Below are 16,257 nucleotides of genomic sequence, written 5' to 3' on the forward strand. Positions count from 1 at the left end.
AGGTCGGGGTCAGAGGCCCTGGGCCAGGCGGTAGTACGCCTGGTTCCAGCGCAACTCCTTCTGGAATCCGTGGACGGTCGTGTCCTCGTCGATGACGAGAAGCTCGGTGCCGGCGATGTCCGCGAAGTCGCGGAACACCTCGATGCCGACGGCGGTGGTCATCACGGTGTGGTGGGCGGCGCCGGCGGTGAGCCAGCAGGCGGCACTGGTGGCGAAATCGGGGGCCGGCTTCCAGATCGCCCGCCCGACGGGAAGCTTCGGCAGGTCGGGGGCCTCGACGTTCTCGACGACGTTGGCCACGAGACGGAACCGATCGCGCATGTCACTCATCGCGACCACGACGGCCGGGCCCGGGTCGGCCGTGAAGACGAGGCGGACGGGGTCGTCCTTGCCGCCGATGCCGAGCGGGTGGATCTCCAGCCGCGGCTTCTGCGTCGTCAGCGAGGGCGAGACCTCGAGCATGTGCGCGCCGAGGATCTTCTCATCCCCCGCGACCAGGTCGTAGGTGTAGTCCTCCATGAGGCTCGCTCCGCCGGGCAGCCCCGCGCCCATGACGTTGGCCACGCGGACGAGGATCGCGGTCTTCCAGTCGCCCTCCGCGCCGAAGCCGTATCCCTCGGCCATCAGGCGCTGCACGGCCAGCCCGGGCAGCTGCGTCAGAGCGCCGAGGTCCTCGAACGAGGTCGTGAATGCACCGAAGCCACCGGCTTCCAGGAACGTCCGCAGACCGACCTCGATCGCGGCGCCGTCGCGCAGCGACTGGTGGCGCTCGGCACCGGGCAGCAGCTCCTCGGCGACGTCGTACTCGTCGAGGTACACCTGCACGAGCGCGTCGATGTCGGCCTCGGATGCCGCCGCGACGGCGTCCGCGAGCTCGTTCACGCCCCACGTGTTCACCTGCACGCCGAAACGGAGCTCGGCCTCGGTCTTGTCGCCCTCGGTGACGGCGACGTAGCGCATGTTGTCACCGAAGCGGGCGAGCTTCAGCGTGCGCGCGGCCTGCCACCCGGCGGCGGCGCGCTGCCACTGCTCGATCTGACCGAGAACGGCGGGGTTGGAGACGTGCCCGACGACCGTCTTGCGCGCCACGCCCAGGCGCGTCTGGATGTAGCCGAACTCCCGGTCGCCGTGGGCGGCCTGGTTCAGGTTCATGAAGTCGAAGTCGATGTCCTCCCAGGGCAGCTCGACGTTCGCCTGCGTGTGCAGGTGCAGCAGGGGCTTCTGCAGGGCGTCGAGACCTGCGATCCACATCTTCGCCGGGCTGAACGTGTGCATCCAGGCGACGACGCCGATCACCGAGTCGTCGCTGTTGGCGTCGAGCGCCAGGCGCCGAATGGAGTCCGAATCGGTGAGCACGGGCTTCCACTCGACGCGCACCGGCAGGGCGCTCAGGCCCGCCGCCACCTGCTGGGACTGCGCGGCGACCTGGCGCAGGGTCTCCTCTCCGTACAGCCCCTGGCTGCCGGTGACGAACCAAACGGTGTAGTTCTCGAGAGAAGTGGAGAGGGTCATGATGTCTTTCCGGTCGGTGAGTGTGAGAAGCCTCGAAGATCGAGGCGTCCTCAGAGTGAGTGGACGGCCGCCGCCTCGACGGCGAGGCCGGCTCGGTAGCGGTCGAGGTAGGTGGCGAATCCCGCGACATCCGCGGGAACGGGCTCGACGACGGATGCCGCGGCATCCGCGAACACGGTCTCGTCGAGGTAGGTGCCCAGCGTGAGGTCGCACCCCTGGGCCACGGCGCGGCGGAACGCCGCCAGGACGGCGATGCCCCACGCCCCGCCCTCCGAGGCGGTCTCTCCCACGGCGACCGGCGCATCCAGCGCCGCGGCGAGGAAGCGCTGCGCGACCCCGGCCGTGCGGAAGACCCCACCGTGCGCGTACATGCGATCCAGCGCCACGCCCTCTGCGGCGAGCACCTGCATGCCGAGGGCGAGCGTGCCGAACACGCCATAGACCTGTGCGCGCATGACGTTCGCGAGACTGAGTGTCGATTCCGGGGTGCGCACGAAGAGCGGGCGCCCCGCCGTGAGGCCGGCGATCGGCTCACCGGCCAGGTGGTTGTACGCCAGCAGGCCTCCCGCGTCCGCGTCGCCGTCCAGAGCTTCGCGCAGCAGCACGCCGAAGACCTCGTCGTCGTCCATCGGTGTGCCGGATGCCGCCGCGAACCGACGAAACAGCCCCGCCCAGGCCGCCAGCTCGCTGGCGCCGTTGTTGCAGTGGACCATCGCGACGGGGTCGCCGGCGGGTGTCGTCACGAGATCGAGCTCGTGGTGCTGGGCGGCGAGCGGGCCCTCCAGCACGACCATCGCGAAGATGGAGGTGCCGGCGCTGACATTGCCGGTGCGCGGCGCGACGGCCCCGGTCGCGACCATCCCCGTGCCCGCATCGCCCTCCGGCGGACACAGCGGAATGCCGGGTCGCAGCCGACCGCTCGGATCGAGCAGCGCCGCACCGTCCGCCGTGAGGGTGCCGGCGTCCGCACCGGCGGGCAGCGCCTGCGGCAGCAGCGCACGAAGCGGGGGGATCTCTCCCGGTGCGAGCGCGTCGAAGCGGGCGATGAGCCGCTCGTCGTAGTCGGCGGTGCCGGCGGTGATCGGGAACATGCCCGATGCGTCACCGACGCCGAGCACGCGACGACCGGTCAAGCGTTCGTGGACGTATCCGGCGAGCGTGTTGACGGCGGCCACTCGCGACACGTGTGACTCTCGGTCGATGACCGCCTGGCGCAGGTGCGCGATCGACCAGCGCAGCGGGATGTTGACCCCGAACAGCTCGGACAACTCCGCCGCCGCTGCGGCGGTGTTCGTGTTGCGCCAGGTCCGGAAGGGAACGAGCAGCTCCCTCGCCTCGTCGAAGGCGAGGTAGCCGTGCATCATCGCCGACACACCGATCGATCCAACGGTCTCCGGGGTCACGCCGTGGGTGCGCTCGAGATCGGCGACGAGGTCGGCGTACGCGGCCTGCAGCCCCTCCCAGATCGCTTCCAGCGGGTAGGTCCACAGGCCGTCTTCGAGTCTGTTCTCCCACGCGTGCGAGCCGACGCCGAGCACGCTCGCGGGCGCTTCGGCATCCACGAGACAGGCTTTGATGCGCGTCGAGCCGAACTCGATGCCGAGACTCGTGCGACCCGTGCGGATCGCGTCCGCCGCCTCCCCGCTCATCGACGCTCGTCCGTTCCCTGCCCGTAGACGTTCTGGTAGCGGTTGTAGAGCGCGTCGATCTTGTCCTGCGGGATCGGGATCAGCTCGCCGGCCTGGCGCGCGATGTGCACCGTCCGGGCGACGTCCTCGCACATGACGGCGGCCTTCACGGCATCCTTGGCGTTGACGCCGATCGTGAAGGGGCCGTGGTTCTGCATGAGCACTGCGCGACTGCGGTGCCCGCGCAGCGTGTCCACGATGCCGCGGCCGATGGAGTCGTCGCCGATGATGGCGAACGGCCCGACCGGGATCGGCCCACCGAACTCATCGGCCATGGCCGTGATGACGCAGGGAATCTCCTCGCCGCGCGCCGCCCACGCCACCGCATAGTCGGAGTGGGTGTGCACGACACCGCCGACCTCGGGCATGTGCCGGTACACGTACGCGTGGGCCGCGGTGTCGCTGGACGGGCTGCGGTCGCTGCCCGGCGTTCCCGCGATGACGGCGCCGTCGAGGTCGCAGAGGATCATGTTCTCGGGGGCGAGGTCGTCGTAGGAGACGCCCGAGGGCTTGATCACGAAGAGGTCGCTGTCCGGCACGCGCCCAGAGACGTTGCCGCCCGTCCAGACCACCAGGCCGTACCGCACGAGCTCCGCGTGCAGCGCGGCCACATCGGCGCGGACGGCGTCGATGCGCTCCTGCAGGTGCTGGTCGATCACACGGCCCCCTGCCGGCGCGCTCACTCGCTCCTCCGCTTCGTGAGCACCCGCTGCAGCAGCACGAAGGCGAGGAGGATGCCGCCAGTGATGATCGTGAGGTACTCGGGCTTGATCGAGCCGTCCTTCGTGATGATCATCCACAGGGCGGCGAGCACGAGTGTGCCCACCACGGAACCCAGCACGTAGCCGACGCCGCCGGTGAGCAGCGTGCCGCCGATGACGACCGCAGCGATCGCGTCGAGCTCCCAGCCGATGCCGGTGACGTTCTGCGCTTTGCCGCCCACCTCTGCGGTGTAGACCACTCCGGCAAGGCCGGCGAGAGCGCCGCTGAGGATGTAGATCCAAACCCGCGTGCGGGCCACGGGCAGGCCCATCAGCTGGGCCGACGACTCGGCACCGCCGATCGCGTAGATCGTGCGTCCCGTGCGGGTGCGGTGCAGGAAGAAGACCGCGGCGATCACGACGACGACGGCGATGAAGAAGCCGGGCGTGAGGACGAGATCGTTGGTCTTGGGGCCGTCGATGAGCTTGAAGTCCGTGGCCAGCAGCAGGATCGGAGAGCCCTCCGGCGCGTGCACGGGCACCGTCGACAGGATCGAGGCGAGGCCGCGCGCGAGGAACATCATCGCGAGCGTCGCGATGAAGGGCTGCACGTTGAAGAACTGGATCAGCACGCCCGAGACCAGACCGAACAGCGCGCCGAGCACGATCATGATGACGATCGCGAGCCACGCGTTCACCCCCGCGCCCATGAGCATCACGCCGGCGACCGAGGTGAACGCCACGACGGCGCCGACGGACAGGTCGATGCCGCCGGAGAGGATCACGATCGTCATGGCCACGGCCAGGATGATCGTCGGGGCGAAGCTCACGAGCAGACTCGACATCGTGCCGAGGTGGAAGACCCGGCCGTAGGCGATCTCCGCGTACACGAGCATGCTGATGAACAGCACGACCGCCGCGAGCGTGGGAATCAGCGACTGGCTGCGGCCCCAGACACGCGACCACGCGGTTGCGCGGGGGGTGGCGATCGCCGCGGCCTGCCCGGCCGACGGGGGCGTGGAGCGTTCGCGAGTGGTGGATGCGTCGCTCATGCGACGACCTCCTTCGGCTGCGTGGACTCGGAGAGGGGGGCCGCGGGTGTGCGGGTGCGGTTGCCGCGGCGGAGCACCAGGGAACGGATGCGCTCGGACTGCAGCAGCACCAGCGCGACGATGACGATCGCCTTGAAGGCCGGCGTCGCGGCGGCCGAGACTCCGAGGAAGAGGACCGTCTTGTTGAGGGTCGCGATCAGCAGGGCGCCGATCGTCGAGCCCACGATCGAGAACTTCCCGCCGGCGAGCGAGGTGCCCCCGATGACGACGGCGAGGATCGCGTCGAGCTCCATCTGGTACCCGGTGCCCGAGACGTCGACGGTCATGACCTCCGACACGGTGAACAGTCCGCCGACAGCGGCGAGCGCCGCCGACAGCACGTACACCGCGATGAGGATGGGGCGGGGGCGGATGCCGGCGAGCCGGCTGGCCTGCGGGTTGATGCCGATCGACTCGATCATGAGGCCGAGGGCGGTGCGGCGCATCACGAGCGCGACGACGATGACGATCGCGATCGCGAGCACGAAGCTCAGCGGAAGGCCGAGGAACTGACCGTTCGCGAGAGCCCGGAAGGGCGCGTTCTCCGCGTTCGTGTTCTGGCCGCCGGTGATGACGCGCGCGATACCGCGCCCGGCGAGCATCATCACGAGCGTGCTGATGAACGGCTGCAATCCGATGACGGCGACGAGCAGGCCGTTGATCGCGCCGAGCACGATACCCAGCAGCACGGCGAGCCCGATCGCGGTGAACATCGCACCGACCGAGGTGGGCTGGCCCAGACCGCTGAGGGTGACCATCGCGACCGCGCCGCCGACGGCCATGACGGAGCCGACCGACAGGTCGATGCCGCTGGTGGCGATGACGAACGTCATGCCCAGCGCGATCATCACGATCGGCGCCGACACCCGCAGGATGTCCAGAAGGTTGCCCGACAGCTGACCCGTCGTCGGGTTGACCCCGAGGGCGAGGTAGGTGGGGTCCTTCAGCGTGTTCAGCGCCAGCAGCAGGACGATGCCCACAATGCCCCAGAACCAGGGGGTGCGTACGAGCGCCCTCAGACGGGTCATGCCTGTTCTCCTTCGACCTCGTCGGCGAGCGCTTCCGCGTTCGCTTCGGCGGCGGCCTCGGAGTCGGCGGCGATGATCGAAACGATCCGCTCCGCCGTGACGTCCGGGCCGTTGACGACCTCGCCGACCTTCTGGTGGTCCTTCATGATGACGATGCGCTCGGAGAGGCGGACGACCTCCTCCAGCTCCGAGGAGATGAAGACGACGCTCATGCCGCCCTCGGCGAGCTCGGCGACCGTCTCCTGGATGTCGGCCTTCGCGCCGACGTCGATGCCGCGCGTGGGCTCATCCAGCAGCAGCAGGTCGGGATCGGTCGCGAGCCAGCGCCCGAGGAGGACCTTCTGCTGGTTTCCGCCGGACAGCAGGCGGATGGGCCGATCGGGGTCGTTGGGGCGCACGCTGAAGCGCTCCATGTACATGGTGACGAGCCGGTCGACCTCCTTGGCGGGAACGCGTCGCAGCCATCCGCGCTGCGCCTGGACGGCGAGCATGATGTTCTCGCGGATGCTGAGGTCGCCGACGATGCCGTCGTCGCGACGGTTCTCCGTCGAGTAGGCGATGTGGTTCGCCAGGCCCGAGACGGGCGAGGTGATGCTGGCCTTCTTGCCCTTCAGGCGCACCGTGCCGGCATCCGGCTTGTCGGCACCGACGATGAGGCGCGCCAGTTCGGTGCGGCCCGAGCCGAGCAGGCCGGCGAAGCCGACGACCTCACCCTTGTGGATCTCGATGTCCGTGGGGGCCAAGGCACCCTTGCGGGCGATGCCGTCCGCGGCGTAGACGGGCGTCTGGCTGCGGTCTCGCTCGTCGACCTGGCGGTTGGATCCGAGGGCCCGCAGGGCGCCGAGGTCCTTGCCGATCATCTTGGAGATGAGCTCAGTGCGATCGAGGTCGTTCTTGAGGTACTCGCCGACGAACGCCCCGTTGCGCAGCACCGTGATGCGGTCGCTGATCGCGTAGACCTGGTCGAGGAAGTGGGAGACGAAGAGGATGGCGACGCCCTGATCGCGCAGCTGGCGCATGACGCCGAAGAGCGTCTCGACCTCGGCGGCATCCAGGCTGGAGGTCGGCTCGTCGAGGATCAGGACCTTCGACTTGGTGACCATGGCCCGGCTGATCGCGACGAGCTGCTGCAACGCGATCGAGATGGACTGCAGGGGGGCGCGCGGGTCGAGGTCGCCGAGACCCATCTCGGTGAGCACCTCGTGGGCGCGGGCGTGGGTCTTGCGCCAGTCGATGCCGAAGAGGGAACGGCTCTCGTGGCCGAGCATGACGTTCTCACCGATGGTGAGGTTGGTGCAGAGGTTGACCTCCTGGTACACCGTGGAGATCCCGGCGGCCTGCGCCGACGCCGTGCCGGAGAAACGCCGTTCCTCGCCGAAGACGAGGATCGATCCGGAGTCGATCTGGTAGACACCGGTCAACGCCTTGATGAGCGTCGACTTTCCGGCGCCGTTCTCGCCCATGAGGGTGTGGACCTCACCGGGCAGGAGGCGGAAGTTCACGTCGTCGAGCGCCTTGACGCCCGGGAACGTGATCGACGCGCCGCGGACTTCGACGATCGGGAGGGGTTCGGTGACCACTGCAGACTTCCTCGTTGAATCGGGTGGGGTCGCCCGTGCAGGGCGGATGGCGGGACGGGGACCGCCGAAGGTGGCGATCCCCGTCCCCGTTCTGTCCGAGCGGACTCGGGGCGGCTCGTGGTGCTTAGAAGCCGAGACCCTGGTCGAGCGCCTTCTGGGCCGCCTCGGGCGAGTCGAACGTGGCGCTCTTGACGATGATGGTCGAGTCGACCTTCTCGCCCGCGAGGGCCTTCTTCACAGCGTCGACCGCGTCGGTGCCGAAGAAGGGGTTGTACTGGGCGACGAAGCTCAGGTCGCCCTTCGCCAGCGCCTCCAGCGCGCCCTTGGTGCCGTCGATCGTCGCGATCTTGACGTCGGTGCCGGGCTTGAGGCCCGCCGCGCTCACGGCCTGCGCCGCGCCGATGCCCATCTCGTCGTTCTGGGCGAAGATGAACTGGATGTTGTTGTTGTTGGCCTTGAGGACCGTCTCGATGACGGACTTGCCCTCGTCGGTCTTCCAGTTGGCCGTCTGTGCGCCGACCTTGTTCCAGCCCGACTTGCCGGCGATCGCGGCGTCGAAGCCCTCGTTGCGCTCGTTGACGACCGACAGGCCGGGAACGCCCTCGAGCACGAAGTAGTTCGCACCGCTGGGGAACGTGGTGGCGGCCCACTCGCCGACCGAGTTGGCGACCTGCTTGTTGTCGGGCGCGATGCGCGTGACGTACAGGTCGGAGGAGGCATCGACACCGCGGTCCAGCAGGATCACGGGGATGTTGGCCTCCTTGGCCTTCTTCAGCTCGTCCTCCCAGCCCGATGCCTCGGTCGCCGTGAGGAGGATGACGTCGACCTCGTCGTTGACGAAGGTCGAGAACGCGTCGAGCTGCGACTTCTGGTCGCTGGGGCTGGCCGCCGGAGCGTACTTGAGGTCGAAGCCCGCGTCCTTGGTGAACGCGTCCTTGATGGCCTGCTCGTTGGCGTTGCGCCAGCCGCCCTCGGGGCCGACCGCGACGAAACCGACCGTGATGGGCTTGTCACCACCGGCTGCGGCGCTGCCGCTGCCGGCGGGCTCTGCGCCACCCGAGCACGCGCTCAGCCCGACGACCATGGCGCCGGCCGCTGCGACCGTGAGCAGTCCACGGAATCCGCGCTTGCTGATGTCCATTCTTTCTCCTCCTTGAGAGTCCGCCGCGACGATTGCGGTGGATGTGTGTGGTGCCCCGGGGGGCGCATGGGATGCTGCACTCCGATTGTGCGCGCTAACAATTCCGGAACACAAGTGGCATTCGCCATCCCCGTGCTTTCGTTACTTTTTTGTTACCGCGAACAGTGCCGTGCCCGCGACGGGGGCCATCAGCCTCGGGGCACGGCCGCGGCGGTCGACGCGCGCAGCACCAGCTCCGGAGCGATCAGCGCATGCATCGCGGTGTCGTCGCCGTCGATGGCGGCGATGATCAGCCGGAGCGCGAGGGCACCGAGAGAGGCGAAGTCCTGCCGCACGGTCGTCAGCGGCGGCAGGAAGTGACGAGCGTCGGGCAGGTCGTCGAATCCGACGACACTGATGTCTTCGGGAACGCGAAGGCCGCGTTCCACGAGGCCGTGCACGGTTCCCAGAGCCATCTGATCATTGGCGGCGAAGACCGCCGTCGCGGCGGCGAGCTGCCGGGACCGCCCGATCTCATAGCCGCGATCGGAGGTCCAGTCGCCCTGCACCATCGGCCCCTCCCCCAGGCCTGCCGCCTCCAGCTCATCGCGCCATCCCTGCCAGCGGGCTCGCGCGTCGTACCAGTCCAGGGGTCCGGCGACGTGGGCGATCGTGCGATGACCGAGTCCGATGAGGTGCGCCACGGCCATGCGCGCGCCGGTGTACTGGTCGACGGCGACGGTGTGCAGATGCGGGTCGGGCTCGGCCTTGATCACGAGCGTCGGCATGTTCGAGCTGTGCTCGCGGAACAGCTCCAGGGCCGATGACCGCGGAGCGATGACGCACAGGGCGTCGATGCCCTGAGCCACGAGGTCGGTGATGCCGGTGGAGATGGTCGCGGCATCCTCGTCCGACGTCGAGAACACACTCACCGAGTACGCACTGGCGCGGGCGGCCTCCTCGATCGCGCGCAGGGTGCTGTTCGGCCCCCACTGCACCGGACTGTCGACGAGAACACCGATGCGCATGGACTTGCTCGTCGCGAGGGCGCGAGCGATGGAACTGCGCGTGTACTGCATCTCGTCGATCGCCTGCAGCACGCGCACGCGCGTGGACTCGCGGATGTTGGGGTGACCGTTGAGCACGCGCGAGACGGTCATGTGCGAGACGCCGGCGTGATTGGCGACGTCGTAGATGCTGGGTTTGGCCCACCCTCGGCCGGACTGATCAGCCATCTGCGCCTTTCCCCTGGGAAGCTCCGCGCCGACGGTGCGCCGACGTGACCGTTCCGACGGAGTCCTCATGCGCTCAGGAGCGGATGCCTCATCGTTTCACACTCCGTCCGCGAGGAGCCGGCAGCACGCGCCGCGCATCATTACTCTCGATCCATGGACTCCGCCGACCGCACTCCCGACTCGCCTGCGGATGCCGCCGCGGAGGCGGTCTCGCAGATGGCGGATGCCGTCGATCGGGCGATCGACGAGATCACGGGCGCGCCGACCGACGACGGACGGATCGAGGTGTTCGCACACGGCGGCGCGAGTATCGTGGCCGAGCGCCGCGGCCAGGTCTCGTCCGCACGCACCATCGTGCTCGCGCACGGGATCGGCATGGGCCGCAAGGTGTTCGGAGACCTGGTGCAGCATCTGGAAGGCAAGGCGCTCGTCGTCGCGCTGGACCTGCCGGGCTACGGCGACGCCCCGGAGCCGACGCGCACGCCCACGATCGAGCGGATGGCCGATCTCGTCGCGGCGTATCTGCGCCATCTGGGACGTGGCCCGGTCGTGCTGCTCGGACACTCGATGGGGACGCAGGTCGTCACCGAGACCGCCGTGCGACACCCCGACACCGTCGACCGGCTCGTCCTGGTCGCCCCCACGGTCGACCGCCATCACCGGCGCGCGCTGCGTCAGCTGTGGCGCTTGGCGCGTGACCTGTGGGGCGAGAGCCCGAAGGTGCTGCTGCTGGGCGCCCGCGAGTATGTGCGGGCGGGACCGAACCTCCGGCGCAAGATGCGCGCGATGCTCACCCACCGCCCCGAGGCCGCCTACGCGCGAGTGTCGGCGCCCACCCTGGTGGTGCGGGGCGAATACGACGTCGTCGTTCCCCGTGAGTGGTTCGACGAGGTCGTCGCCGCCATCCCGGACTCGCGCGCCTTCGTCGTCGACGGCCACCGTCACGAGACGCTCATTCGCACGGCAGAGCCGACTGCCCGTGAACTGGATCGGTGGCTGTCCGCCCCGTGAGCGCCACGATCGCCCCGGGCAGGCTCACGGGCGCAGACGCGCGGCGCGGCGGCGCGCCCGCTGGACCAGGACGAATCCGGCCGCGACGACGACGGTGGCGACGACGGCGAGCCCCACGGGCACGGTGCCACCGGTCAGGGCCAGCGGGGAAGGGTCCGCGGACCCCGGCAGCGGCGCGATCGTGACCGCGACCTGCACGGACGAACCGGGCGATGACATGGCGTCGGGAACGAAGGGGGAATCGTCAGGCACTGGTGCTCTCCTCTGTGAGTGCGGCTGCCGCCGGGGGTCGGTCGTGCTCGTGCGCGTCTGCGACGAGTCGATCGGTGCGGCGGTGGGAACGCTGCCGACCCCACAGCGCCGCGAAGATCAGAAGGGCCGCTCCCGTCAGCACGATCAGCTGCGAGATCGGCATCGCCCACAGCGACGTCTGCAGAGACGACGCAGCGGCGATGGGGGTCTGCCCATCGATCGTGATCCCCCGCGGGCGGAGAGTCACATCCACGGGAACGAGGATCGACGGCCAGAGGTCGTCGACGACGACGCGCACGGTGCGGCGATCGCCGGGCAAGAGGTCGATGACCGGCTCACCGGCGGCGGGGAAGGGGGTGTCCTGGCCGGCAGCGGAGACCGTGCCGCTCGCCAGGAGCCTCGTGTTGCCATCGTTGACGACGTCGAAGCTGACGATCGCCGATCCCGGCCGCAGCGGGTTCCAGGCGACCGCGTACGATCCCCCGCCGCCGTGCAGCGAGGCGGCAGGGCTGAGCTGCCCCGCGACACGGGCGAGCACGCGCACGCCGACGCGCGTGTCCACGCCCACGCTCGCACCGCCATCGGCGCGAGCGGTCGACAGCACGGAGGCGGTGATGCCCGCCGAATGGTCTCCCGGCGCCGCGCCGGAGGGCGCAGCGATCGAGAAGGGGACGACCACGGTGGCGCCGGCGGGAACCGTCACGCGCGCCGGCAGGGAGATCCACGAGCCCGCATCGACGGAAGACTCTCCCTCTGCACGCACATCGAATCTGCCCGATGCCGAAGTGAAGCCGTCGGCTGCCGCCAGCCGGAACGTCACCGCCGCGTCGCTCGCGTTGCGCACGGCGATGTGATCCTCGACCGTCTGGCCGGGTCGCACGCCCACCTCGACGGCGGACCGACCGTCGGGACCTCGTCCGTCCGACGGCACGACCGACCACCGCACGCCCGCCGATGCGGGTGCGGCCTCGCGCGCGGCGGCCAGCGGGCCGACAGCCGGGGCGATCGACAGGGCGGCCGCGAGCAGCACCCCGACCGCGACGGCGACGGGAAGTCGCCATGCCGCTCGGGGACGCCGACGCGCAACGAGGGGAATCACTGCGGCTGAGCCTCTTCCCACAGCGTCAGAGTGATCGTGCCCGAATAGGCACCCGGCTCGACCGTTCGGGGCACCCTGAGGAACAGGTCCGCACCCGCCGTCCAGCTTCCGACCGCGGCAGACGCGCGGGAGTCGACCGACAGCGCCAGCAAGTGCGCGCTCGCGAGGCCGTCGTTGAGCGGAGTGTCGGCGGTGGCGGCATCGAGCACCGTGTTGACGACGTCGCCGGAGGCGACCTCCCCGTGACCGCTCGTCGTGATCACCTTCGGCGCCCAGCCGAGGTGACCCGCATCGATGCTGCGGCTGCCGGAGGTCAGGGAACTGGCTTGACCCGTCACGTACCAGACGGCACCGGACGGGATGATCGCCCGATCGTCGGTGACGGTCACCTCGGGCAGCGACCCTGTGAATTGACGGACGTTCGCATCAGAGGAGGGGACCTCGGTGAGGGTGGTCGCCGTCGAGGCGACGCTCAGGGTGAGAGCACCGACCGGCGCGGCCTGACTTTCTGCATCTCGCTGCTGCGTGCGATTCTCGTCGGCGAGAGCGGCTCCCGCTCCGCCGACGACGAGCGCGCACCCGAGGAGTCCGGCTGCAACGCGCGCAAGGGCGACGTTCATCGTCATGGTGTCTCTCCCGTCTCAGCCCGGCATCTGTGCCGGCCCGATGCTGTCGACCCGTCGATGGGCTCACGACTTCCGAAATGTTAGCGATAACGAACCGATCGAGATGTAACGAAAGAGTAACGACCCCGTTCGCGGGGTCTGGGGATGCCGACACGAGCATGTACCCGTCGACTGCGCACTTGACACGCCGCCGGAGCGCCACCTAGCGTGAGCCGCGAGGGCATGTTTCCGGTAACACCCTTGAACGCGATCAGCGATTCGAACCCCCACGCGATGACGCAGGGCTCAGCACCGAGACGGAGAGGTCTCTGGCGCAAGCAGCGATGTCGCCCAGCCGAGATGAGCGAGGAGAGCGCGCATGACCACGCCTCAGAGAGCCCGAAACCGTTGGCGCCAGCCGCAGCATCTGCAGCCACTGTCACGGGCACGCATCGGCGCCCTCGCCGTCGCCGTCGGTCTGACACTCGCGAGCACCGCCGTTCCCGTCGCCGCGCGCGCCGATGGCCAACCCTCCCCCGTCATCCACTACTCGTTCGATACGGCATCCGGCACGACCATCTCCGACGTGAGCGGCAACGGCAACGACGCCACCCTCCGCCAGAGCGGCGGAGAGGTCGCCGACGGAATGCTCTCGCTGCCCGGGGGGTCACGCGACACCGGGGCCTACCTTGACATTCCGACGACGGCATTGGTCGGCAAGAAGGACCTCACCATCTCGACGTGGCTGTCCCCGAAGACCGGCGCCGCCAATACGGCGGCCGCCTTCATCGGCACCCCGCTCACCGGTGGAGCGTCGTTCTCCTCCGGCTACTGGCTGCTCAACCCGACGAACCCCGCAGGCTACGTCAAGTCGGTCGTCACGAACGCCACCGATGCCGGCGCCCCCTGGACCACCGAGGTGGGCGCTGGGGCGACCGCGACGGCGACGACGGGTCTGCGCACCCCGGCCGGCCTCAGCCTGTACACGACGGTGATCGACGGCACGAACGGGCAGCTGCGAGTGTATGTGAACGGCACCCGCATCACCCAGAACGCGATCTCCCGCTCGGTCGCCTCGTTCGGCGACGCGCTGACCGCGACGCTGGGCCGCTCGACATACAACGACGCCAACTGGAGCGGGCTCATCGACGACTTCGCCGTCTACGGCCAGGCGATGAGCGACGCCGACGTGCAGTCGCTGTACAACGGGCAGGCCCTCGACCGCGCTGTCGCCGGCGTCGCCGTTCCCGCCACCGCGACCGCCGACTTCGCCCTGCCGACGACGAGCGCGGGTGTTGCGGTGAGCTGGCGATCCGATGCCGCCGCCATCGTCGTCTCCGGAGGTACCGCCGCCGTGAGCCGCCCCGCGGGAGGTAGCGGCGACGCACACGTCACCCTGACCGCGACCTTCACCGCCGGCACGGCCACCCGGGAAAAGGCCTACTCGGTCACGGTCCCTCAGCAGCTGACCGACCAGCAGCGGGTGTCCCAGGACATCGCGGCCGTGAGTCTGTCGAATCTCGACGACGTCCGCACGAACTTCTCCGTTCCCGCCACCGGCGCACAGGGCTCGACGATCACCTGGACGGTGACCGCGGGCACCAACATGGCCACCGTGCGCGACGGTGTCCGCCCCGATTCGCGCACCGTCGCCGTCTCCCGTCCGGCGGCCGGCGCCGCAGCCGCCACCGTCGAACTGACCGCTGTCGCTCGCAGCGGCGACGCCTCGGCGACCCGCACCTTCACGGCACGCGTGCAGCCGATGCCGGGCGGCTCAGCCATGACCGAGGCCTACTTCTGGACTTTCTTCACCGGCGAGGGCCAGGGCGCCGAACGCGTCAGCATCGCGGCATCCAAGGGCAATGACGCGCTCAGCTGGAACACTCTCAACAACGGACAGCCGCTCTTCTCCTCGACGGTGGGCACGCAGGGCCTGCGTGATCCGTTCATCCTGCGCTCACCCGACGGTGACAAGTTCTACATGATCGCCACCGACCTCAAGGTCGACGGGCTGGCCGGGGGCTTCACCACCGCACAGATCTCCGGCTCGCGCTACATCGAGGTGTGGGAGTCCACGGACCTCGTGACCTGGTCGGACCAGCGCCACGTGAAGGTGTCGAGCGACTACGCCGGCAACACCTGGGCGCCGGAGGCGTTCTGGGACGACGAGCTCGACACATTCGTCGTCTACTGGGCTTCCAACCTCTACCCCACGACCGACCCGGCCGACCGCACCGCCGTCACCTACAACCGCATGATGTACGCGACGACCGACGATTTCGTCACGTTCTCCGAGGCGAAGCCGTGGATCGACGTGCGCCGCGGCGCAGGACTCGGAGCGATCGATTCGACCGTGGCGAAGGTCGGCGACGTCTACTACCGCTTCACGAAGGACGAAGCGAGCATGACCATCCGCGAGGAGAAGTCCACGAACCTCCTGTCGACGGTCAGCGGGTCGCTGCCGGGTACGACCGGGTCCGCCGACCAGTGGACGCTGGTCCAGGATCGAGTGGCCAGCGGCCTGCCCAACGGCGAGCCCGGCGGGATCTACTCCAGCGGCGAAGGACCGAACATCTTCCCCGCCAACGAGGGCGATGTGAACGGACAGCGCTGGTTCCTGTTCATCGATCAGCCGAACTACCACGGCGGACCCAATCACTACGTGCCCTTCGGGACGACCGGTCTCGAGGGCGCTGCGTGGCAGCCGCTCGGTGAGAAGCTTCGCCAAGGCCTGCCGCAGAACGCGGACGGCGGCAAGCCGCGCCATGGCACGGTGCTGCCCATCACGCGCGCCGAGTACCAGCGGGTGCTGACCGCCTATGCGCCCGATATCGCGGTGGCCTCCGTCGCCGCGATGGACCTCTCGACCAGGGTGGGCACCGCGCCCACCCTGCCGCAGGCGACGCTCACGACGGTGAGCGGTCAGCAGCGCACGGTCGACGTCGCGTGGGACACCGTCGCCCCCGCGTCCTACGCGCAGCCGGGGACTTTCACGGTGCGCGGCGTCGCCCAGGACGATTCCCGGATGCCGGTGGAGGCCACCGTCACGGTGACCAGCGTCGTCCAGGTCACTGTCTCCACCACGTCTCGCTGCGTCGCAGGCGCCGTCGTTCTGGTCGTCACCGCCGCGAACGAGGACGGCGCCCCGGCCACCGTCTCCGTGACGACGCCGTATGGCGCGAGGAGGATCGCCCTGGCGCCGGGAACGACGGCATCGTCGGCATTCTCGACGCGCCTCGGGAGCATGCCGGCGGGGAACGTCTCCGCGGCCGTGACGCGCGAGGGGAACAACTCGACACTCGAGGTGGGCTACGCCGCGCAACGCTGCCGCTGAG

Annotated in this window: 12 protein-coding genes and 1 pseudogene; 2 read left to right on the forward strand and 11 right to left on the reverse strand. The window is 69.4% G+C overall.

The window, feature by feature from the left end:
- Nucleotides 1-9: 9 nt before the first annotated feature.
- The 8 genes and pseudogenes from araA to CEP17_RS07365 form a co-directional block, all read right to left on the reverse strand.
- Complete coding sequence (araA, locus tag CEP17_RS07330; protein WP_204359884.1) at nt 10-1,515, reverse strand: L-arabinose isomerase; 1,506 nt, start codon at nt 1,513-1,515, stop codon at nt 10-12.
- A 47-nt stretch (nt 1,516-1,562) separates the two neighbouring features.
- Nucleotides 1,563-3,161, reverse strand: coding sequence for an FGGY-family carbohydrate kinase (locus CEP17_RS07335; RefSeq protein ID WP_112931778.1), 1,599 nt, complete (start codon nt 3,159-3,161; stop codon nt 1,563-1,565).
- Nucleotides 3,158-3,883, reverse strand: coding sequence for an L-ribulose-5-phosphate 4-epimerase (locus CEP17_RS07340; RefSeq protein ID WP_051039629.1), 726 nt, complete (start codon nt 3,881-3,883; stop codon nt 3,158-3,160). Before CEP17_RS07340 ends, CEP17_RS07335 begins: the two co-directional genes overlap by 4 nt.
- Nucleotides 3,880-4,953, reverse strand: coding sequence for a sugar ABC transporter permease (locus CEP17_RS07345; RefSeq protein ID WP_036320609.1), 1,074 nt, complete (start codon nt 4,951-4,953; stop codon nt 3,880-3,882). Before CEP17_RS07345 ends, CEP17_RS07340 begins: the two co-directional genes overlap by 4 nt.
- Nucleotides 4,950-6,020, reverse strand: coding sequence for an ABC transporter permease (locus CEP17_RS07350; RefSeq protein ID WP_112931779.1), 1,071 nt, complete (start codon nt 6,018-6,020; stop codon nt 4,950-4,952). The genes CEP17_RS07345 and CEP17_RS07350 overlap by 4 nt, the downstream gene beginning before the upstream one ends.
- Nucleotides 6,017-7,620: pseudogene (locus tag CEP17_RS07355) on the reverse strand (sugar ABC transporter ATP-binding protein). Before CEP17_RS07355 ends, CEP17_RS07350 begins: the two are co-directional and overlap by 4 nt.
- Before the next feature lie 104 nt (nt 7,621-7,724).
- Nucleotides 7,725-8,741 (reverse strand): ABC transporter substrate-binding protein, encoded by a 1,017-nt coding sequence (locus CEP17_RS07360; protein ID WP_112931781.1) that lies wholly within the window; start codon nt 8,739-8,741, stop codon nt 7,725-7,727.
- 188 nt (nt 8,742-8,929) lie between these two features.
- Nucleotides 8,930-9,955: a LacI family DNA-binding transcriptional regulator gene (locus CEP17_RS07365; RefSeq protein ID WP_051039631.1), complete on the reverse strand. Its 1,026-nt coding sequence runs from the start codon at nt 9,953-9,955 to the stop codon at nt 8,930-8,932.
- A gap of 153 nt (nt 9,956-10,108) precedes the next feature.
- Here CEP17_RS07365 and CEP17_RS07370 point away from each other — a divergent pair, with 153 nt between their 5' ends.
- On the forward strand, nt 10,109-10,966 hold the full coding sequence (locus CEP17_RS07370; protein WP_112931782.1) for an alpha/beta fold hydrolase: 858 nt from the start codon (nt 10,109-10,111) through the stop codon (nt 10,964-10,966).
- 24 nt (nt 10,967-10,990) lie between these two features.
- Here CEP17_RS07370 and CEP17_RS07375 read toward each other — a convergent pair whose 3' ends face one another.
- Genes CEP17_RS07375 through CEP17_RS07385 form a run of 3 tightly spaced genes read right to left on the reverse strand, consistent with a single transcriptional unit; the run spans nt 10,991 to nt 12,943 of the window.
- Complete coding sequence (locus tag CEP17_RS07375) at nt 10,991-11,218, reverse strand: hypothetical protein (protein ID WP_112931783.1); 228 nt, start codon at nt 11,216-11,218, stop codon at nt 10,991-10,993.
- Entirely contained in the window at nt 11,211-12,317 is a 1,107-nt protein-coding gene (locus CEP17_RS07380) for a DUF916 domain-containing protein (protein WP_162722414.1), read from the reverse strand. The genes CEP17_RS07375 and CEP17_RS07380 overlap by 8 nt, the downstream gene beginning before the upstream one ends.
- The gene (locus CEP17_RS07385; RefSeq protein WP_112931785.1) at nt 12,314-12,943 is read right to left on the reverse strand and encodes a hypothetical protein; all 630 of its coding nucleotides are present in this window, start codon (nt 12,941-12,943) and stop codon (nt 12,314-12,316) included. The genes CEP17_RS07380 and CEP17_RS07385 overlap by 4 nt, the downstream gene beginning before the upstream one ends.
- A gap of 358 nt (nt 12,944-13,301) precedes the next feature.
- On the opposite strand from CEP17_RS07385, the gene CEP17_RS07390 reads away from it, so the two are divergent.
- Complete coding sequence (locus CEP17_RS07390; RefSeq protein ID WP_112931786.1) at nt 13,302-16,256, forward strand: immunoglobulin-like domain-containing protein; 2,955 nt, start codon at nt 13,302-13,304, stop codon at nt 16,254-16,256.
- Nucleotide 16,257 lies beyond the last annotated feature (1 nt).

The sequence above is a fragment of the Microbacterium sp. PM5 genome (genome assembly GCF_003293595.1).
Classification (GTDB): Bacteria; Actinomycetota; Actinomycetes; order Actinomycetales; family Microbacteriaceae; genus Microbacterium.